This window comes from Micromonospora sonchi (genome assembly GCF_014646235.1).
Classification (GTDB): domain Bacteria; phylum Actinomycetota; class Actinomycetes; order Mycobacteriales; family Micromonosporaceae; genus Micromonospora; species Micromonospora sonchi.
In genome coordinates, this window is sequence record NZ_BMNB01000029.1 from 59,282 (window position 1) to 79,173 (window position 19,892).

Below are 19,892 nucleotides of genomic sequence, written 5' to 3' on the forward strand. Positions count from 1 at the left end.
AAGGAGCACCGTCACGCGGGCCGTGACGGCGGGGATGGTGGTCGCACTGGCCGCCGGACCCGCCGCCCTCGCCGCTCCCGCGCCGACCGCCCCGCCGGAAACGGCCGCCTTGCCGGAAACGAGCGCCCTGCCCGTACCGGCCGCCCCGCCGGAAACGGCCGCCCCGCCCGTACCGGCCGTTTCGCCCGGAGCGAGCGCCACGAGCGCCGAGCCGAGCGCGTCGGCCGGGTCGGGCCCGGGTCGGGAGCTGTACTGGCAGAAATGCGCGAGCTGCCACGGCGACCAGGGACGGGGCAGCCAGCGCGGCCCCTCGCTCGTCGGGGTCGGTGCCGCGTCGGTGGACTTCCAGGTCGGCACCGGCCGGATGCCCGTACCGGACGAGGTGCAGCAACCGCGCCGCCGCGCCGAGCCGGTCTTCTCCGCCGACGAGATCGCCGCCCTGGTCGAGCACGTGACCAGCTTCGGTGGCGGCGGCCCGGACATCCCCCGGGTGACCGAGGGCAGCCTCGGCACCGGACGGGAACTCTTCGCCGCGAACTGCGCCCCCTGCCACGGCGGCACCGGCGCGGGCGCGGCGCTGACCAACGGCTGGAACGCTCCGCCGCTGTACGAGGCGACCCCGGTGCAGGTCGCCGAGGCGATCCGGGTCGGCCCCGGGCTGATGCCGGTCTTTCCCAGCCAGGTCCTCACCGACCAGCAGGTGAGCGACCTGGCCGCCTACGTGCAGCGGTTGCGCAGCGAGCGCCTGGACCGAGGCGGGAACCCGCTCGGGCGGCTCGGCCCCCTGGCCGAAGGGCTCGCCGCCTGGGTGGTGGCCCTGGGCCTGCTCGTCGCCGCGGCCCGCTGGCTGGGCCGGAGGGCCGGCGAGTGAGCCGGCGGCCACCGGTGGCACCCGCCCCGTCCGGCGTCAACCGACGGATCATCCTCTCCTTCCTGGCCAGCGCCGCCGGCGCGATCGGCTTCGCGGTCACCTACGGTCTCGGCGGTCACACCCAGTGGGAGGGGGTGTGTCTGGCGGTGGCCTTCGCCGGCCTGGCGATCGGCCTGGCGATCTGGGGCCGGCGGCTGGTTCCCGTCGGCGGCTACGTCGAGGAGCACGAGGGTTTCACCCCGCCGCCGGACGAGAAGCCGCTGACCGCCGCAGCGTTGAGCGCGCCGGACAGTCCGATCCGTCGGCGTGGCCTGCTCGCCGCGCTCGGTCTGGCGCTGACCGCGCTCGGCGTCGCGGCCCTGTTCCCGCTCCGGTCCCTGCTGCCGTGGGATCGCGCCCGGCCCGTGCGGGCCCGCATGGAAACCCCCTGGGGGCCGGGGGTACGACTGCTGACCGCCGGCGGCCAGCCGTTGCGCCCCGGCGACGTGCCGGCCGGCACGGTGGTCGGCGTGTTCCCAGAGGGCGGGACCGACGCGGGCGACGCCCCGGCCTTCGCCGTACGGCTGCAGCCGGAGCGGTTCACCCGACCGCCGTCGGCCGGCCACCTCGACGGGCTGGTCGTCTACTCGCTGCTCTGCACCCACGCCGGCTGCCCGGTGCGGCTCTATCTGAAGGGCACCGGCCGGATGCTCTGCCCGTGCCACCAGTCCTCCTTCGATCTGTTCGCCGACGCCGAACCCGTCGCCGGCCCGGCCGCCCGGCGACTGCCCGGCCTGCCCGTCGCGGTCGACGCGGACGGCTACCTGCGCGCCACCGGCGACTTCACCGCACCGCCGGGCGCGGGATTCTGGAACCGACCATGATCATGGACAGGCTGGCCCGCGCGCTCGACGACCGGTTGCGGCTGTCCCCGCTGACCCGCCGGGCGCTGGCGAAGGTCTTTCCGGACCACTGGTCGTTCATGCTCGGCGAGATCGCGCTCTACTCCTTCGTCGCGCTGGTGCTCACCGGCGTCTACCTGACCCTGTTCTTCGACCCGAGCTCCGCCGACCGGGTCTACCAGGGCTCGTACGCGCCGCTGGACGGCACCACCACCTCGGCCGCGTACGCCTCGACGGTGCGGCTGAGCTGGGACGTACGGGCTGGCCTGCTGATCCGGCAGACCCACCACTGGGCGGCCCTGATCTTCGTCGCCGCGATCCTGGTGCACCTGGTACGGATCTTCTTTACCGGCGCGTTCCGCAAGCCCCGGGAGACGAACTGGCTGGTCGGCGTCACCATGCTGATGCTGGCCTTGGCCAACGGGTTCACCGGCTACTCCCTGCCCGACGACCTGCTCTCCGGCCTCGGCCTACGGATCATCGTCTCGGTGGTGGAGTCGATCCCGCTGGTCGGCTCGTGGCTGGTCTTCCTCGGCCTCGGCGGCGAGTTCCCCTCCGACGAGATGATCCCGCGAATGTTCGTCAGCCACGTGCTGCTGGTGCCCGCGCTGCTGGTCGCGCTCGTCTCGCTGCACCTGGCGATGATCGTGCGGCAGAAACACGCCCAGTTCCCCGGCCCCGGCCGCACCGAACACAACGTGGTCGGCTCCCGGCTCTACCCCAGCTACGCCCTGCGGTCGCTGGCGCTGTTCGCGTGGGTGCTGGCGGTGCTCTTCGCCCTCGGCGGGCTGGTGCAGATCAACCCGATCTGGCTGTACGGCCCGTCCGCCCCCGACCAGGCCACCTCGCCCGCCCAACCGGACTGGTACGTGGCCTGGGGCGACGGAGCGCTGCGGCTGTTCCCGCCGTGGGAGATCCACGTCGCCGGTCACCTGGTGCCCGCGCCGTTCTTCCCGGGGGTGGTGCTCGGTGGCGTCACCTTCCTCGCCCTGTACGCCTGGCCGTTCCTGGAACGCTGGTGCACCGGTGACTGTCGCGCGCACCAACTGCTCGACCGGCCCCGTGACCATCCGGTGCGCACCGGCGTCGGGGTGATGGCGTTGACCTTCTTCGGGGTGCTGGTGGTGGCCGCCGGCGACGACATCATCGCCCGGCTGCTGCGGGTGCCGGTGTACGACGTGCTCTACGTCCTGCGTGTACTGGTGCTGGTCCTGCCGGTGCTCGCCGGTGCGTTGGCGTTCCTGCTGGCCCGGGCGCTGCGCCGGGGCGACGCGGCACGCCTCGGCGAGCTGACCCGCGCCGATCTGCGCGCGGCCGGGCGGCGGGCCCGCGTCGGCGAGGCGCGGGCCGTCGACGAGTCGGAGCTGCCGGCACGGGACCGTCCGGGACAGCGGATCGAGCTGTGGCCGGACGGCGGGGTGTGGCGCTGGCGCTACCGCGACGAGCCGGCCGGCGTCACGCTCCTGCACCACCGCGCGGTGCTGACCGAGCGGGAGGCGGCGGACTCGGCCCGACTCGCCTACCCCGGTGTCGACCATGTCGCGGTGCCGGGCCCGCCGCCGCCTCCGCCGCCCGGGCGGGTGCGCACCGCGCTGCGCCGCTGGGGCAACGTCGCCCTCGGCGTCACGTTGCTGGTGGCGGCCCTGCGCCAGCGCCGGAACCGGCACCCCGGCGATGACGGGGACGGGACAGGGTCGAGATGAACGTCCCGCGCCACGGGTATTGCCCAGCCCGTCCAACTTTGCCCGAATCGTCCGTAAACTGCGGCGAAGGTGAACAGCATGCATTGCCGCGGGGCATGAGGGGTCGGGCGAGCCGGCGGAACGAGGAGGACGACGTGCAGGAGATCGTGGGCGAGAGCCTGGCCCGACGGCTGGTGGACTGGGGGGTCGACACCGTGTTCGGCCTGCCCGGCGACGGCATCAACGGCCTGATGGAGGGGTTCCGCCGACAGCGGGAGAAGCTGCGGTTCGTGCTGGTGCACCACGAGGAGGCCGCGGCCTTCATGGCCACCGGCTACGCCAAGGCCACCGGCCGGCTCGGAGTGTGCGTGGCCACCTCGGGACCGGGGGCCATCCATCTGCTCAACGGGCTCTACGACGCCAAGCTCGACCACGTGCCGGTGCTGGCGATCACCGGCATGCAGGAGACCTCGGTGCTGGGCGCGCACTACCAGCAGGAGGTGCACACCACCCACCTCTACCAGGACGTGGCCGCGTACAACCTGATGGTCACCAACCCGCAGCAGATGCCGGCGGTGGTGGACCTGGCGATCCGCAACGCGCTGAGCAAACGGACGGTGGCGCACCTGACCTTCCCCAACGACGTGCAGGTCGCACCCGCCACCCAGGATCCGTACCGGCACGTCAGCCCGGGCAAGCCGCCGATGAGCGCGGCGACGGTGTGCCACCCCCAGCTGGCGCCGCACCCGCAGGAACTGGCCAAGGCGGCCGAGGTGCTCAAGGCCGGCCGGAAGGTGGCCATGCTGGTGGGGATCGGCGCCCGCGGCGCCCGTGCGGAGGTGCTCGCGGTGGCCGAGGCCCTCGCCAGCCCGATCGTGAAGACGCTGCCGGGCAAGCTGGTGGTGCCCGACGAGCACCCACTCACCACCGGCGGGCTCGGTCTGCTCGGCACCGCGCCGAGCGAGGAGCTGATGGAGGAGTGCGACACGCTGCTGATGGTCGGCACCTCCTACCCGTACGGGAAGTACCTGCCCTCGCCGGGCCAGGCGAAGGTGGTGCAGGTCGAGGTCGACCCGAGCCTGCTCGGGATGCGGCTGCCGGTCGACGCGCCGGTCTGCGCCGACGCCCGCCTGGCGCTGCGCGAGTTGCTGCCGCTGCTCACCCACCACCCGGACCGCTCGTTCCTGGAGAAGTACCAGCGCAAGATGGACGCCTGGCGCTCCGACATGACCAGGCTGGTGGACCCGGAGCGGGTGCCGGTCGCGCCGCAGTACCTGATCGGCTGCATCGACGCCGCCGCCGCCGACGACGCCATCCTCACCTGCGACTCGGGAACCATCGCCACCTGGTCCGCCCGCCATTGGACGATCCGCGGCGACCGGGAGTTCTACCTGTCCGGCAACCTGGCGACGATGGCGCCGGGTCTGCCGTACGCCATCGCGATGCAGCACGCCTACCCGGGCCGGCAGGTGATCGCGTACGTCGGTGACGGCGGCTTCGCCATGCTGATGGCCGAGTTCCTCACCGCGGTCCGGCACGAGCTGCCGATCAAGGTGGTGATCAACAACAACAACTCGTACGGCCAGATCCTCTGGGAGCAGATCATCCTCGGCTACCCGGAGTACGCGGTGCGGCACCGGCAGCCGGAGGCGGACTTCTCCTCCTGGGCGCGCGGCTGCGGCGCCTTCGCGATCAAGGTGACCGACCCGAAGGCCGTACCGGGTGCCATCCGGGGCGCCCTCGCGCATCCCGGCCCGGCGCTGGTGGACTGCGACGTCAACCCGAACGAGCCGCCGATGCCCGGCAAGGTCAAGTACGACCAGGCGAAACACTTCACCGAGGCGTTTCTGCGCGGCCAGCCGCACAAGGTCGCTACGCTGGCCTCCGTCGCCCGCGACAAGATCAACGAGTTGCGGTCATGACCCGGGTGCTGCCCGAAACGGTCCTGCGTCCACCCGAGCCGGCCCACGACATCGACCTGGCCGCTCTCGCCGCCGAACTGGGGGCGAAGGTCGACGGCGAGGTGCGCTTCGACGTCGGCTCCCGCGCCGCCTACTCCACCGACGGCTCCAACTATCGACAGGTGCCGCTCGGCGTGGTGGTGCCCCGCACGGTGGAGGCGGCGGTGGCCGCCGTGGCGGTGTGCCGTCGGCACGGCGCCCCGCTGACCTCCCGGGGCGGCGGCACCAGCCTGGCCGGCGAATGCACGAACACCGCGGTGATCCTGGACTGGTCCAAGTACTGCCACCGGCTGCTGGAGGTCGACCCGCAGGCCCGCACCTGCCTCGTCGAACCCGGCATCGTCCTCGACGAGCTGAACGCCCAGCTCGAGCCGACCGGGCTGGAGTACGGACCGCGGCCGGCCACCCACAGCCACTGCACGCTCGGCGGCATGCTCGGCAACAACTCCTGCGGGGCTACCGCGCAGCGCGCCGGCAAGGTGGTGGACAACGTCGTCGAGCTGGAGGTGCTGCTCTACGACGGCACCCGGATGTGGGTGGGGGAGACCAGCGACGAGGAGTACGCCCGCATCCAGCGCGACGGCGGCCGCCGGGCGCAGATCTACCAGCAGCTGCGCGCGTTGCGCGACGAGTTCCTCGCCGACATCCGCACCCGCTACCCGGACATCCCCCGGCGGGTCTCCGGATACAACCTGGACAGCCTGCTGCCGGAGAAGAACTTCCACGTCGCCCAGGCCCTGGTCGGCTCGGAAGGCACCCTGGTCACCGTCCTGCGTGCCCGACTGAAACTGATCCCGAAGGTCAAGGCCGACGCGATGGTGTTCCTCAGCTACCCGGACATCGCCGCGGCCGGCGACGACGTGCCGAGGATCCTGGCGCACCAGCCCATCGTCCTGGAGGGAATCGACGACAAGCTGATCAACTTCGAGCGGCGCAAGAGCATGCACCCGCACGCGCTGCACGAACTGCCCGAAGGCGGCGCCTGGCTGATGGTGCAGCTCGGCGGCGACACGCCCGAGCAGGCGCGGGCCGCCGCCGACCGGCTGATCGCCGCCGTCCGCCGCGACGGCGGGCCCCGGGTGCACGAGTTCGCCGACCCGGCCGACGAGCAGCGGATGTGGGAGGTACGCGACTCCGGGCTGGGCGCCACCGCCCACGTGCCCGGCTCCGACGACACCTGGCCCGGCTGGGAGGACTCGGCGGTCGCCCCGGAACGGCTCGGCGACTACCTGCGCGACCTCCAGGTGCTCTACCGCGAGTACGGCTACCAGGAGGCGTCGCTGTACGGGCACTTCGGGCAGGGCTGCGTGCACAGCCGCATCCCGTTCCGGCTGCGTACCGCCGACGGGATCCGCGACTTCCGCGCCTTCCTCGAACGCGCCGCCGACCTGGTGGCCGCCTACGGCGGCTCGTTCTCCGGCGAGCACGGCGACGGGCAGGCCCGCGCCGAACTGCTGCCCAGGATGTACGGCGAACGGCTGATCCGGGCCTTCGGCCGGTTCAAGGCGATCTTCGACCCGGACGACCGGATGAACCCCGGCAAGGTGATGCCGCCGTACCCGCTCGACAGCCACCTGCGGCTGGGCGTCGACTACGACCACGGCGACGTGGAGACCGTCTTCGCCTACCCGGACGACAGCGGCAGCTTCGGCAACGCCGTGCTGCGTTGCGTGGGCGTCGGCAAGTGCCGCCGCCACTCCGGCGGAGTGATGTGTCCCTCCTACATGGTGACCCGGGAGGAGGAGCACTCGACCCGGGGCCGCTCCCGGCTGCTGTTCGAGATGCTGGACGGCACCCGCCGGGGCGGCACCATCGGCGACGGCTGGCGCTCGGAGGCGGTCCGCGACGCCCTCGACCTCTGCCTGGCCTGCAAGGGCTGCAAGGCCGACTGCCCGGTCAACGTGGACATGGCGACCTACAAGGCCGAGTTCCTGGCCCACCACTACGCCGGCCGGCTGCGCCCGCGCCCGCACTACTCGATGGGCTGGCTGCCGCTGGTCGCCACCGTCGCCGCGCGCCTGCCGCGCACGGTCAACGCGCTGGCCCACGCCCCCGGGCTCGGTCGCCTGGCCAAGACGATCGGCGGGATCGACCAGCGCCGCGACATACCGGTCTTCGCGCCGGAATCGTTCCAGCGCTGGTTCGCCCGGCACACCCCCACCGGCGACGGCACCCGGGGCGAGGTCGTCCTGTGGCCGGACACCTTCACCAACCACTTCCATCCCGGGGTGGCACGCGCGGCGGTGGAGGTGCTGGAGGCGGCCGGCTGGCGGGTACGCGTGCCGGACCGCCCGGTCTGCTGCGGCCTGACCTGGATCTCCACCGGTCAGCTCGGCATCGCCAAGCGGGCGCTGCGCCGCAGCGTCGACGTGCTGCGCCCGTACCTGCACGCCGGCACCCGGGTGGTGGGGCTGGAGCCCAGCTGCGCGTCGGTGTTCCGGTCAGACGCGCACGAGTTGTTCCCCGACGACGACGATGTCAGCCGGCTGCGGCAACAGACCGTCACCCTCGCCGAACTGCTGCACGACCACACCCCCGGCTGGCAGCCGCCGCGGATCGACGCGCATGCCCTGATCCAGACCCACTGCCATCACCACGCGATCCTCGGCACCACCGCGGACCGGGCCGTGCTCGCCGCGGCCGGCGTGGACCCCGAGTTCCTCGACTCGGGCTGCTGCGGGCTGGCCGGCAACTTCGGGTTCGAGCAGGGGCACTACGAGGTGTCCGAGGCGTGCGCGGAGCGGGTGCTGCTGCCCGCGGTACGCGACGCCGCCGAGACCGACGTGATCCTCGCGGACGGGTTCAGCTGCCGCACCCAGGTCGAGCAGGGCGCCGCCGCCGGCCGATCGGCGATCCACCTGGCCGAGTTGCTGCGCGCCGGCCTGCACCACGACACCGCGCCCCGCCGGCCCGAGCGCAGCTGGGCGGACCGACCACCCCCGCCCGGGATGATCTCCCGCGGGGCGGCGGCCGGTCTGGTGGCCGCCGCCGGGCTGGCCGCGGTGGCCGCGCTGGCCCGCCGGTGGACCCGGTGACCGGGGTCCGACTCACCGCCGAGGCGTACCGGATCCCCACCGACGCCCCCGAGGGCGACGGCACCCTCGCCTGGACCAGCACCACCCTGGTGCTGGTCCAGGCGCAGGCCGACGGGCACACCGGGATCGGTTACACGTACGGACCGACGGCCGTCGTCGCGGTGGTGACGGACCTGCTCGCGCCGGTCCTCACCGAGCTGCACCCGGACGACGTGCCGGCGGCCTGGGCGGCCATGTGGCGCCGGCTGCGCAACGCCGGGCGCCCCGGCGTCGCCGGGCTCGCCCTGTCGGCCGCCGACTGCGCCCTGTGGGACCTCAAGGCCCGCCGGCACGACCTGCCGCTCGCCCTGCTGCTCGGCACCGCCCGCCGGGAGGTGCCCGTCTACAGCAGCGGCGGCTTCACCACCTACGACGCGGACCGCCAGCACCGGCAGCTCGCCGAATGGGTGCACGAGCAGGGCATCCCCCGCGTGAAAATCAAGATCGGGGAGTCGTGCGGCAGCGAAGTGGCGCGGGACCTGGCCCGGATGGCGGCGGCCCGGCGCACCATCGGGGACCAGGCCGAGCTGTTCGTCGACGCCAACGGCGCCTACCAGCGCAAGCAGGCGGTGCGGGTGGCGCACGCCGCGGCGGACCTGGACGTGCGCTGGTACGAGGAGCCGGTCAGCTCCGACGACCTGCCCGGCCTCGGCCTGGTCCGGGACCACGTCACGCCCGACGTGACGGCCGGGGAGTACGGTTACGACCTGATCTACTTCCACCGGATGGCCCCGTACGTGGACTGCCTTCAGATCGACGTCACCCGCTGCGGCGGGATCACCGAGTTCCTGCGGGCCGCCGCGGTGGCCGACGCCGCCGGGATCCAGGTGTCCGGGCACTGCGCGCCGCACCAGCACCTGCCGGTCGCCGCCGCCGCCGCGAACCTGCGGCACCTGGAGTGGTTCCACGACCACGTCCGCATCGAGGAGATGCTCTTCGACGGCGCGCAGCCGACCACCGGCGGCGCGGTCGGAGTCCCGCTCGACCGGCCCGGCAACGGCCTGGAGTTCCGCGCCGAGCAGGCCCAGCGCTACCGGGTGGCCTGAGCCGCCGCTGATCACCCGTCAAAATCCTGGTAGCACGGTTCGACCTGGCCCAGGGTCGCCGCGGTCTCCAACATCAGCGCGTGCACGAATGCCTGCGGCAGGTTGCCGCGCAGCTGACGCTGCTGCACGTCGTACTCCTCGGTGTAGAGGCCCGGCGGGCCGCACGCGGCCCGGTTGCGCTCGAACCACCGGTTGGCCTCCACCGCGTCCCCGGCCTGCCAGGCGGCCAGCGCGGCGGCGAACCCGCAGAGCAGGAAGGCGCCCTCGGCGTCACCGAGCGGCCGTCGGTCGGGGCGGAACCGGTACAAATAGCCGTCCTGCGTGAGCTGCGCGAGGACCGCCCGGCGGGTCCGGTCGACCCGGGGATCCTGCGGCGGAAGCGCCCCACGGATACCGGGCAGCAGCAGCGCGGCATCGACCCGGTCGTCGTCGTAGGCCCGCCGCCAGTGCCCGTCGGGGGCGAGTCCGTTCGCGGCGGTCTCGGCGAGGATCCGGTCGGCCAACGTCGACCAGGCGGCCGCCAGGCGGGGCGGGGCGCTACCGGCCGCCGCCCGCAGCCCGGCCACGCAGATCAGCTTCGAATGCGTCCACTGGCGCGCCGGCAGCTCCCAGATCCCGGAGTCCGGCTGCGACCAGCGCCGCTCGATCGCACCGACCGCCACCCGCATGGCCTGCTGGCCGTCGCTGTCGAGCCGGTCGCTGCGCTGCGCCGCGGCCAGCACCATCAGCGCCTCACCGAAGCAGTCCAGCTGGAGCTGGCCGCCCACCCGGTTGCCGGTACGCACCTCGGAACCCGGGTATCCGGGCAGATCACCCAGCGACCGCTCCGGTGGCACCGGATCCCCGTCGACGGTGTACGCCGGCGCGAGGCGGTCCCCGTCGGCCAGCACCCGGTCGGTGAGGAAGGTGACGGCGTCGTCGAGCAGGTCGTACCGGCCGACCAGCGCGGCGGCCTGACCGGCGAAGGACTGGTCCCGGAGCCATGCGTACCGGTAGTCGTAGTTGCGCCCCGCCATCGCCCGCTCGGGCAGGGCAGTGGTCGCGGCGGCTACCATGCCGCCACCCGGACGGGTCATACCCCGCAGCACGGCGTAGGCCAATGTCGCGTCGCGTCGCGCTGGTCCCGCCAGCGACGGCATCACCCCGGCCCAGTGGTGTTCCGTGGTCCGCCACAGCTCCCCAGCGGACTCGCCCGGCTGATCATGCGGGCCGGTGGCGAGCTCCAGCACCAGGTCATGCCGGCCGCCCGCCGGGACGGTCAGTTCACCGGCGAGGAAACCCTGCCGGTCCCGGCGCAGCCCGGCACCGCCCCGGAACCGCAGATGCAGCCCACCGGTGCGGGCCAGCCACCGGTCGCCGTCGCGGGCCACGTCCCGCACCGGTTCCCGGCCGAAGTCGGCCCGTGGGTCCAGCACCACCCGTACCCGCGCCGGCCGCTCCAGCGCGCGGACCTGGCGCAGCAGCACCAGCCGGTCCGCCTCGCCGGGAAAGACCAGGGCCTCCCGGGACTCGATGATCCCGTCCCCGGTGACCCACCGGCTGCGCCAGACCAGTGATCCCGGCTCGTAGTGCCCGCCCCAGACGAATCGACCGCCCGCCGGAGCGACCAGGAACCGGCCCGCCCCACCGAGCAGCGCGCTGAACACCGCCGGGTCGGACCAGCCCGGGGCGCACAGCCAGGCGACGTTCCCACCGGGACCGATCAACGCGCCGCGGTACCCGTCGGCGAGCAGCGCGTAGGCGCGCAGCACCGCCGGCATGCTGCCGGCGGTCGGCTCCGTCTCCGTCCCGGACATCGTCGCCTCTCGGCCGCGTTGGCGTACATGCCGGCGTACCCGCTCAGCCTTGCCCGACACGCCGGCAGGCTGCTGTTGCGGTGCGCCGCCGTCACTGCACCATTGCCGGCACCGGGCGGTGACTGGTCGGGCCGCTGACGGGTAGTGCGGCAGCAGGAGCGGACGAGGGAGGCGTGGGCATGCGGCGACAGGACGTCCAGGTGGCGGTGGTCACGGGCGCGAGCGCGGGAGTGGGCCGGGCCACGGTGCGATTGCTGGCCCGCCGCGGAATCGCCATCGCGCTGCTGGCCCGCGGACGCGTCGGGCTCGACGCCGCCGCCGAGGAGGTACGCGTCGCCGGCAGCCGCGCCCTGCCGATCGAGGTCGACATGGCCGATCACGACCAGGTCGTCGCCGCCTGCCGGCGGATCGAGGCGGAACTGGGCCCCATCGATCTGTGGATCAACAACGCGTTCAGCTCCGTCTTCGCGCCTTTTCAGCAGACCCGGCCGGGGGAGTTTCGCCGCGCCATGGAGGTCACCTACCTCGGCTACGTGCACGGCACCCGGGTGGCGCTGTCCCACATGACCCCCCGCGACCGGGGCACCATCGTGCAGGTCGGCTCCGCGCTCGCCTACCGGGGCATCCCGTTGCAGGCGACCTACTGCGGGGCGAAACACGCGATCGTCGGGTTCACCGAGGCACTGCGCTGCGAACTCCTGCACGAGCGCAGCAGGGTGCGGGTGACGATGGTGCACCTGCCGGCGGTGAACACCCCGCAGTTCGACTGGCTGCTGTCCCGGCTGCCCCGGCAGGCCGAGCCGGTGCCGCCGATCTACGAGCCGGAGGTGGCCGCCCGCGCGATCGTCGGCGCCGGCGACCGGCCCGGCCGCCGAGAGTACTGGGTCGGCACCTCCACGGTGCTGACCATCCTGGGCAACCGCATCGCACCGGGGCTGCTCGACCGCTACCTGGCCCGCACCGGCTACAAGTCCCAGCAGACGGATCGCCCCGCCGATCACGACCGGCCCAACAACCTGTGGCATCCGCTCGACGGCCCCGGCGGGCACGACTGGGGCGCGCGGGGCGAATTCTCCGGCCGCTCCCATGGCCGTAGCCCTCAAGCCTGGCTGTCCCGGCACCGCCTCGTAGCCGCGGGGCTGGCCGGAGCAACCGTCGGCACCCTCGCCTGGCTCCGGCGCTGAGCCGGAAGCGGTCACCGTCAGGTCGCACCAGCAAGTCGGGGCCCGCCCACGGGACACCGCAAGTCGGGGCCCGCCCACAGGGCACCGCAAGTCGCGGTCTCAACCGGCCCGGACACCCCGACATGCCGCAACCCGTGCCCTCCACCCTGCCGGGCACCACGCCCCCAGGCGCAGCGGCCACCACGCCCGGACCCACCTCGCCACCACCCGTTGCCGCTGTTTCTGACCTGCGCGAGCGGCTCAGCCGTGCGCTGGCGGGCCTCCTGGAGAAGTTCTGCCCGATGGCCGGGGAAGCGCGACACATCCAGGATCTGCTATGAATGGGAACGCTTCCACGGGAGGGTGGCGAAGGTGGGTCGCAACGGAGCGACCCGGCTACCAGGACGTATCGCCATCCCGCCCGGGACTTCACCGCCGGGCGGCGTGACGCCGCATCCCGTTCCGTGCCCCGCCAGCGTGGTGGGGGATCGAGCCATGGAGGAAAGCCATGCGTACCCTTCTTGCCGCGTTGACCGCCGCTCTGACGCTCGGCGCCACGGCCGGCAGCGTCCCGTCCGATGCCGCGGCTGCCTCCCAGCGCGGTTCCTGCACCCGCCACCTGCTTTTCTGCGAAGACTTCGAACGCCTGCCGCGCGGCGGTCCCGGCACCCTGAACTGGGGCGTCGACACACGCAACGGCACGCTCACCGTGGAGCGTGACCGCCGGGGCAACCAGGTGCTGCACGTCCACACCGTCGACAATGGGCGTGCTTTCCTGCGCGTCGACGACTTCGCCGCACCCGGCAACCGCTTCTACGGGCGGATGCGGCTGCGCGTCGACGCCTTCCCGACCGCTCCCGACTGGGCGCACTTCACGCTCGTGGAGGCCACCGGCACCGGCAGCTCGGAGGTCGTCCGGCCGATCGGTGGCCAGTACGCACCCACGGTTCCCGGCATCTTCTGGGGGGTGGGTGCCGATGGCGGGCCGACCGGCGACTGGACGAACTGGCGGGAGTCCGCCCCGGTCGTCGAGGACACCTGGCAGTGCTTCGAGTGGAAACTCGACGCGGCGGGCAACCGCGTCACGGTGTGGATCGACGGGGTGGCGAACCCGGAGCTGACCGCCTCCACGAAACAGCACGGCGGCAACGACGTGCCCTTCATCCTGCCCAGGGTGAACACCGTGAAGATCGGCTGGCAGCTCTACCAGGGCGGCACCACGCCGGGCGCGTTCGACCTGTGGATCGACGACATCGCGCTCTCCACCAAGCGCCTCGGCTGCTGACCTGCGCGGCGACGGCCACCCGTGCTCCCGGTGGGGCCACGGGTGGCCGCATCACCGGTCAATGGGGGCAAGGTATTGACATTCGTCGACGTGAGCCTGACGCTGGATCTGAGAGCGCTCTCTCGCCTCATCGGGAGTCAACCACCACCGTCCCGGCCAGGGGATCTTCGGTACCTTTCGGCGGCGGCACCGGACACGTCCCTGCCCCATCCCGACAGGAGTCACGAGATGGAAAGAGCTGCATCCAATCTCGGCACCCGCCACCGGCTGCGTCTCACCATGGCGATCGGCGCCCTGCTCACACTGCTCGGCGCGTACGTCGTGTCCACCATCGACCGGGCCGATGCCGCCCCGGGCATCAACGTCATCCGCGTGGCCGAGTTTCCCGCCGACTGCGCCTTCAGCCACCGCCTGCCGGACGACCCGATCATCTTTCCCGGCCTGCCCGGCGCCTCGCACATGCACAGCTTCTTCGGCAGCCGGGCGACCAACGCCCACACCACCCTGCCCGACCTGGTGAACTCCGCCACCACGTGCAACCCGCGGGTGGACGTCTCGTCGTACTGGGTGCCGACGCTGTACCGCAACAATGTGCCGGTGGAGCCGGAGATCGTCACGTTCTACTACCTGGGTGAGGGGGTACGCGACGACGTCGTCGCCCGCACCCAGCCGCTCCCACTGGGCCTGCGGATCGTGGCCGGCAACGCCCGGGCGACCGGCCCGGCCGACAGCATCGCACGCTGGTCCTGCCTGCACGCTGGACACGTCCCACCCTCGAAGAACTTCGTCAACTGCCCGGCGGGCACCATGCTGGAGTCGTACCTCGACTTCCCGCAGTGCTGGAACGGCCGCGACCTGGACTCGCCCGATCACCAGAGCCACCTGGCGTACCCGGTCAACCAGGTCTGCCCGGCGAGTCACCCGGTGCCGGTGCCGAAGCTGCGGCAGGTGCTGAGGTACCCGGTCAACGGTGACCCCGCACAGTTCCGGCTGGCCTCCGGGCCGGGTTACACGATGCACGGCGACTTTTTCAACGCCTGGCCGGCGGCGGAGATGGCCCGCCGGGTCAACGACTGCATTCGCCCGGTCATCAAGTGCGGCCACGACGGGCGGCCGCTCTGATCGTTGCGCCCGCAGGGGAGCGAATCCGCTGGTGCGGGTCCGCTCCCACTGGGCAGGGGAGGTCGGAATGCGCGTCGTCGTCTCCGTACCCACCGCCGTGCTCGCCGCGGCGCTGCTGCTCGGCGGCTGCGCTGCCCGCGGCGACACACCCTCACCCGCTGGCACCCCGACGCCGGCCACCGCGTCCGGCACGGGAAGCGCCGGGCCGTTCAGCGCGACCGACGTCGCCTGGCTCCAGTTGAACGTGGCGATGATCGAGCGGCTGCTGCCGGTGCTCGATCTGGTACCTGACCGCAGCGCCGATCCGGCCTGGCGTGGGTTGGCCGCCCGGGTCGAGGAAGACCACCGGAGCGCCCTGGCCCGCTCCCGTCGGCTGCTGTCCGACGCCGGCGCGTCGGCGACCAACCCCCACGCAGGCCACGACATGCCGGGCATGGTCACCGCCGAGGAACTGGCGGCGCTGCGGAAGTCCACCGGCCGATCGTTCCACCTGCTGGTGGCGCGGCACCTGCGAGCGCACCTCACCCAGACCGTCCGGGTCGCCGCCGCCGCGCAACAGTCCGGTGCCCACCCCGTGGTCACCGCGCTGGCCGCCGCCGCCGTTCAGGAGGGCATCGACGTGCTGGCCCAGCTCGACCAGCTCGACCAGCTCGACCGGCTCGACCCGGACCACCCGCCTGGGCAGCGCGAGCGCGTCGCCCGCGCTGCGACACGCCCGACACATCATCTGGTGTTGCCTGCTCCACACCGCACCCATATATAGTGGCACTCGCAGCTGGTTCGGCCACCAACCCGTGGTGGCCGAGGCAAGAGGGAACCCGGTGTGAGTCCGGGGCTGCCCCGCAGCGGTGAGTGGGAACGACCGCCGTCAACGAAGCACTGGGCCAACCGGGTCTGGGAAGCGACGGTCAGTAGGCACGCGTACGACGCCCACGAGTCCGAAGACCTGCCAGCGTGCCGCACGCGCCGCGTGCGGCGGTCGAAGGCCGCGTGGGACGGCCGACGCCATCGCTGGTCAGTCACGGCAGGATGCCGTGGATGACCAGCGGCGTCCTCCCGCGCGCCCCTCGACTTCGGGGACAGGCGTGAGGAGGGGGAACATGACAGTGACCCAGGAGCAGGCGGAGCCGGAACAGCGCCGGCACGCGATGCGGGTGCGTAAACGCGACGGCGACACCGAGCCGGTGGACGTCAACAAGATCGTCAAAGCGGTGGAGCGCTGGGTCGCCGACCTGGACGAGGTCGATCCGCTGCGGGTGGCGACGAAGACCATCAGCGGCCTGTACGACGGGGCGAGCACCGCCGAGTTGGACAAGCTGTCGATTCAGACGGCGGCCGAGCTGATCGGCGAGGAGCCGCAGTATTCGAAGCTGGCGGCGCGGCTGCTCGCCGCGTACGTGGACAAGGAGGTCCGCGGGCAGCAGGTGGCGAGTTTCAGCCAGTCCATCCGGTACGCCCACGGCCTGGGCCTGATCGGGGACGCCACCGCCGCCTTCGTGGCCGCCAACGCGCGCAAACTGGACGACGCCATCGACCCGGACGGCGACCTGCGGTTCGAGTACTTCGGGCTGCGGACCGTCGCGGACCGGTACCTGCTGCGGCATCCGCAGACCCGGCTGGTGGTGGAGACACCGCAGCACTGGCTGCTGCGGGTCGCGTGCGGACTGTCGCAGACGCCGGGGGAGACGATCGGCTTCTACCGGCTGATGTCCAGCCTGGCGTACCTGCCGAGTTCGCCGACGCTGTTCAACTCCGGCACCCGGCACACCCAGATGTCGTCGTGCTTCCTGGTCGACTCGCCGCGCGACGAACTCGACTCGATCTACGAGCGCTACCACCAGGTCGCGAAGCTGTCGAAGTTCTCCGGCGGCATCGGCATCTCCTGGTCCCGGGTGCGCGGCCGGGGCGCCCTGATCAGGGGCACCAACGGCAGGTCCAACGGCATCGTGCCGTTCCTCAAGACGCTGGACTCCGGGGTGGCAGCGGTCAACCAGGGCGGCCGGCGTAAGGGCGCGGCCTGCGTCTACCTGGAGCCCTGGCACCCGGACATCGAGGAGTTCCTCGAGCTGCGGGACAACACCGGCGAGGAGGCCCGGCGTACGCACAACCTGAACCTGGCCAACTGGATCCCGGACGAGTTCATGCGGCGGGTCGAGGCCGACGGCGACTGGTCGCTGGTCGACCCGTCCGACGCGCCCGAGCTGCCCGACCTGTTCGGCGAGGCCTTCGACGAGGCGTACCGCGCGGCGGAGAAGAAGGCCGTCCGGACGGTCAAGGCCCGCGACCTGTACGGCCGGATGATGCGTACGCTCGCCCAGACCGGCAACGGGTGGATGACGTTCAAGGACGCGGCGAACCGGCTGTCCAACCAGACCGGGGCGCCGGGCAACACGATCCACCTGTCGAACCTGTGCACCGAGATCCTGGAGGTCAACAGCGACACCGAGACCGCGGTCTGCAACCTCGGGTCGATCAACCTGGCTGCACACCTCGCCGCCGACGGCGTCGACTGGGAGAAGCTGCGCTCGACCGTACGCACCGCCGTGGTGTTCCTCGACCGGGTGATCGACATCAACCACTACCCGGCCGAGCAGGCGGCGGCCTCCAACCCGCGCTGGCGCCCCGTCGGGCTCGGGCTGATGGGCCTCCAGGACGCGTTCTTCATCCTGCGCCTGCCGTTCGACTCGGCGTCGGCCCGGGAGCTGTCCACCCGGGTGCAGGAGGAGATCTTCCTGACCGCGCTGGAGACCTCCGCCGGGCTCGCCGAGCGGTTCGGCCCCCATCCGGCGTACGCGCAGACCCGCGCCGCAACAGGCGAGCTGCATCCCGACCTCTGGGGTGCCGACGTCGCCCAGGCGCAGCGGTGGGCCGCGCTGCGCGAGCGGATCGCCGCCCACGGTCTGCGGAACTCGCTGCTGGTCGCGATCGCGCCGACCGCCACCATCGCCTCGATCGCCGGCTGCTACGAGTGCATCGAGCCGCAGGTGTCCAACCTGTTCAAGCGGGAGACGATGTCCGGCGAGTTCCTTCAGATCAACACCTACCTGGTCGGCGAGCTGAAGGCGCGAGGGCTGTGGACGGCGTCGATCCGCGAACAGATCAAGCGGGCCGAAGGATCGGTGCAGGGCATCGCCGAGCTGCCGTCGGACGTACGCGAGCTGTTCCGCACCGCGTGGGAGCTGCCACAGCGGGCGCTGATCGACCTGGCCGCCGCCCGCGCCCCCTTCGTCGACCAGTCGCAGTCGCTGAATCTGTTCCTGAGCGCGCCAACCATCGGCAAGCTCTCCTCGATGTACCTGTACGCCTGGAAGTCCGGGCTGAAGACCACGTACTACCTGCGCTCGCGTCCCGCGACCCGCATCCAGCAGGCCACCGTCGCCGTCACCCCGGCCGCCCGGCCGGTCGTCACGGTGGCCGACGACGAGGCGCTGGCCTGCTCCCTGGAGAACCCCGAAAGCTGCGAGGCGTGCCAATGACCACTGTTTCCGAATCCGGTACGGGCCAGCCGCGCATGCTGCTCGACCCCGGCATGGACCTGACCCTGCGGCCGATGCGTTACCCGCAGTTCTTCGACCGGTTCAAGGACGCGATCAGGAACACCTGGACCGTCGAGGAGGTCGACCTGCACTCCGACCTCGCCGACCTGGCCAAGCTCTCCCCGGCGGAGCAGCATCTGGTGTCCCGGCTGGTCGCCTTCTTCGCCACCGGCGACACCATCGTCGCGAACAACCTGGTGCTCAACCTCTATCAGCACGTCAACTCCCCGGAGGGCCGGCTCTACCTGTCCCGGCAACTCTTCGAGGAGGCGGTGCACGTCCAGTTCTACCTCAACCTGCTGGACACCTACGTCCCCGACGAGCGGGCACGGTTCGAGGCGTTCGCGGCGGTGGAGAACATTCCCTCGATCGCCCGAAAGGCCGAGTTCTGCTTCAAGTGGATCGACTCGATCTTCGAGCTGCGCGAGTTGACGACCCGCGAGGACCGGCGGGCGTTCCTGCTCAACCTGATCTGCTTCGCCGCCTGCATCGAGGGGCTGTTCTTCTACGGGGCCTTCGCGTACGTCTACTTCCTGCGCTCCCGGGGCCTGCTGCACGGGCTGGCCTCCGGCACCAACTGGGTGTTCCGCGACGAGTCGATGCACATGGCCTTCGCCTTCGACGTGGTCGACACCGTACGCGCCGAGGAGCCGGACCTCTTCGACGCGGAGATGGAGCGGCAGGTCAGGGACATGCTGGCCGAGGCCGTGGAGTGCGAGGTCCAGTTCGCCGCCGACCTGCTTGAGCAGGGCGTTTCCGGAATGTCGCTGGCCGACATGCGGGAGTACCTCCAGCACGTGGCCGACCGGCGGCTGGCCGTGCTCGGCATCGAGCCGATGTACGGCTCGAAGAACCCGTTCGCCTTCATGGAGTTGCAGGACGTGCAGGAGCTGTCGAACTTCTTCGAGCGGCGGGTGTCGGCCTACCAGGTCGGCGTTACCGGCTCGGTCACCTTCGACGACGACTTCTGATCCCCGACCGCCCCCTGGGCGACGACGCGGTCGCCCAGGGGGCGGTCGGCCGGAGGGCGGCCATCATTTGCTGATTGTTCAGTTGGAAATCCGAATGGTGGGCATGATCCCGCACGAGGTAAAAGGCGCCGTCGTCCGCCGTAAGCGTCGACGTGCGCGAGCGATCGAGTGATCACGGTGATCGCCCAGATTGTACTCCGGCCCCGCGATCGGGGAGCCGGTCCTGGCCGCCGCCGTCGGGTTGGTCGCCGGGTTCGCGCTCAGGGTGGCGATCGGGGAGCCGGTCCCGGCTGTCGCCGCCGGGTTCGCGCTCAGGGTGGCACCGGCCCGCGCGCCGGGGACGGCGGGTCTCGCGCGCCGTCTCCGCGCTGACGTGCCGTCTCCGCGCTGACGTGCCGTCTCCGCGCTGACGTGCCGTCTCCGCGCTGACGTGCCGTCTCCGCGCTGACGTGCCGTCTCCGCGCTGACGTGCCGTCTCCGCGCTGACGTGCCGTCTCCGCGCTG

General features: G+C 72.1%; 14 protein-coding genes and 1 riboswitch. Of the genes, 13 read left to right on the plus strand and 1 reads right to left on the minus strand.

What is annotated here, in order from left to right; genetic code table 11:
* Positions 1 to 22 precede the first annotated feature (22 nt).
* The 6 genes from qcrC (at position 23) to IEY61_RS24670 (ending at position 9,515) form a co-directional block, all read left to right on the plus strand.
* Positions 23 to 871 carry a cytochrome bc1 complex diheme cytochrome c subunit gene (gene qcrC, locus IEY61_RS24645; protein ID WP_189048370.1) on the plus strand — a complete coding sequence of 283 codons (849 nt, stop codon included), beginning with the start codon at positions 23 to 25 and terminating at the stop codon, positions 869 to 871.
* Positions 868 to 1,734: a QcrA and Rieske domain-containing protein gene (locus IEY61_RS24650; protein ID WP_189048372.1), complete on the plus strand. Its 867-nt coding sequence runs from the start codon at positions 868 to 870 to the stop codon at positions 1,732 to 1,734. Before qcrC ends, IEY61_RS24650 begins: the two co-directional genes overlap by 4 nt.
* Positions 1,731 to 3,455 (plus strand): cytochrome bc1 complex cytochrome b subunit, encoded by a 1,725-nt coding sequence (gene qcrB / locus IEY61_RS24655; RefSeq protein WP_229706418.1) that lies wholly within the window; start codon positions 1,731 to 1,733, stop codon positions 3,453 to 3,455. Before IEY61_RS24650 ends, qcrB begins: the two co-directional genes overlap by 4 nt.
* A 134-nt stretch (positions 3,456 to 3,589) precedes the next feature.
* Positions 3,590 to 5,356, plus strand: coding sequence for a thiamine pyrophosphate-binding protein (locus IEY61_RS24660; RefSeq protein ID WP_229706419.1), 1,767 nt, complete (start codon positions 3,590 to 3,592; stop codon positions 5,354 to 5,356).
* The gene (locus tag IEY61_RS24665) at positions 5,353 to 8,430 is read left to right on the plus strand and encodes an FAD-binding and (Fe-S)-binding domain-containing protein (protein ID WP_189048376.1); all 3,078 of its coding nucleotides are present in this window, start codon (positions 5,353 to 5,355) and stop codon (positions 8,428 to 8,430) included. Before IEY61_RS24660 ends, IEY61_RS24665 begins: the two co-directional genes overlap by 4 nt.
* Positions 8,427 to 9,515, plus strand: coding sequence for an enolase C-terminal domain-like protein (locus IEY61_RS24670; RefSeq protein WP_189048378.1), 1,089 nt, complete (start codon positions 8,427 to 8,429; stop codon positions 9,513 to 9,515). Before IEY61_RS24665 ends, IEY61_RS24670 begins: the two co-directional genes overlap by 4 nt.
* A gap of 11 nt (positions 9,516 to 9,526) precedes the next feature.
* On the opposite strand, the gene IEY61_RS24675 is transcribed toward IEY61_RS24670, so the two are convergent.
* Positions 9,527 to 11,311, minus strand: coding sequence for a glycoside hydrolase family 15 protein (locus IEY61_RS24675; RefSeq protein WP_189048415.1), 1,785 nt, complete (start codon positions 11,309 to 11,311; stop codon positions 9,527 to 9,529).
* Positions 11,312 to 11,490: 179 nt separating this feature from the next.
* On the opposite strand from IEY61_RS24675, the gene IEY61_RS24680 reads away from it, so the two are divergent.
* The 7 genes from IEY61_RS24680 to IEY61_RS24710 all read left to right on the plus strand — a co-directional run bounded on the left by IEY61_RS24680 (position 11,491) and on the right by IEY61_RS24710 (position 19,388).
* A complete protein-coding gene (locus IEY61_RS24680; RefSeq protein ID WP_373293211.1) occupies positions 11,491 to 12,495 on the plus strand; it encodes an SDR family oxidoreductase in 1,005 nt (334 codons plus the stop codon).
* Positions 12,496 to 12,617: 122 nt separating this feature from the next.
* Positions 12,618 to 12,815: a hypothetical protein gene (locus tag IEY61_RS24685; protein ID WP_189048382.1), complete on the plus strand. Its 198-nt coding sequence runs from the start codon at positions 12,618 to 12,620 to the stop codon at positions 12,813 to 12,815.
* 167 nt (positions 12,816 to 12,982) lie between these two features.
* On the plus strand, positions 12,983 to 13,759 hold the full coding sequence (locus IEY61_RS24690; protein WP_189048384.1) for a hypothetical protein: 777 nt from the start codon (positions 12,983 to 12,985) through the stop codon (positions 13,757 to 13,759).
* Positions 13,760 to 13,987: 228 nt separating this feature from the next.
* Positions 13,988 to 14,881, plus strand: coding sequence for a DUF1996 domain-containing protein (locus tag IEY61_RS24695; protein WP_189048386.1), 894 nt, complete (start codon positions 13,988 to 13,990; stop codon positions 14,879 to 14,881).
* A 67-nt stretch (positions 14,882 to 14,948) separates the two neighbouring features.
* On the plus strand, positions 14,949 to 15,644 hold the full coding sequence (locus tag IEY61_RS24700) for a DUF305 domain-containing protein (RefSeq protein WP_189048388.1): 696 nt from the start codon (positions 14,949 to 14,951) through the stop codon (positions 15,642 to 15,644).
* Positions 15,641 to 15,849, plus strand: a riboswitch (cobalamin riboswitch). Its footprint overlaps the gene before it by 4 nt.
* A 132-nt stretch (positions 15,850 to 15,981) precedes the next feature.
* Positions 15,982 to 18,357 carry a ribonucleoside-diphosphate reductase subunit alpha gene (locus IEY61_RS24705; protein WP_189048390.1) on the plus strand — a complete coding sequence of 792 codons (2,376 nt, stop codon included), beginning with the start codon at positions 15,982 to 15,984 and terminating at the stop codon, positions 18,355 to 18,357.
* Positions 18,354 to 19,388, plus strand: coding sequence for a ribonucleotide-diphosphate reductase subunit beta (locus IEY61_RS24710; RefSeq protein ID WP_189048392.1), 1,035 nt, complete (start codon positions 18,354 to 18,356; stop codon positions 19,386 to 19,388). Before IEY61_RS24705 ends, IEY61_RS24710 begins: the two co-directional genes overlap by 4 nt.
* The last annotated feature ends 504 nt before the right edge of the window (positions 19,389 to 19,892 follow it).

Bases quoted from the DNA above. Each gene is read 5' to 3' on its own strand.
- IEY61_RS24710 (WP_189048392.1), top strand. From the start codon at position 18,354: ATGACCACTGTTTCCGAATCCGGTACGGGCCAGCCGCGCATGCTGCTC.
- qcrB (WP_229706418.1), top strand. From the start codon at position 1,731: ATGATCATGGACAGGCTGGCCCGCGCGCTCGACGACCGGTTGCGGCTG.
- IEY61_RS24705 (WP_189048390.1), top strand. From the start codon at position 15,982: ATGACAGTGACCCAGGAGCAGGCGGAGCCGGAACAGCGCCGGCACGCG.
- IEY61_RS24700 (WP_189048388.1), top strand. From the start codon at position 14,949: ATGCGCGTCGTCGTCTCCGTACCCACCGCCGTGCTCGCCGCGGCGCTG.
- IEY61_RS24695 (WP_189048386.1), top strand. From the start codon at position 13,988: ATGGAAAGAGCTGCATCCAATCTCGGCACCCGCCACCGGCTGCGTCTC.
- IEY61_RS24665 (WP_189048376.1), top strand. From the start codon at position 5,353: ATGACCCGGGTGCTGCCCGAAACGGTCCTGCGTCCACCCGAGCCGGCC.
- IEY61_RS24690 (WP_189048384.1), top strand. From the start codon at position 12,983: ATGCGTACCCTTCTTGCCGCGTTGACCGCCGCTCTGACGCTCGGCGCC.
- IEY61_RS24680 (WP_373293211.1), top strand. From the start codon at position 11,491: ATGCGGCGACAGGACGTCCAGGTGGCGGTGGTCACGGGCGCGAGCGCG.
- IEY61_RS24675 (WP_189048415.1), bottom strand. From the start codon at position 11,311: ATGTCCGGGACGGAGACGGAGCCGACCGCCGGCAGCATGCCGGCGGTG.
- IEY61_RS24685 (WP_189048382.1), top strand. From the start codon at position 12,618: ATGCCGCAACCCGTGCCCTCCACCCTGCCGGGCACCACGCCCCCAGGC.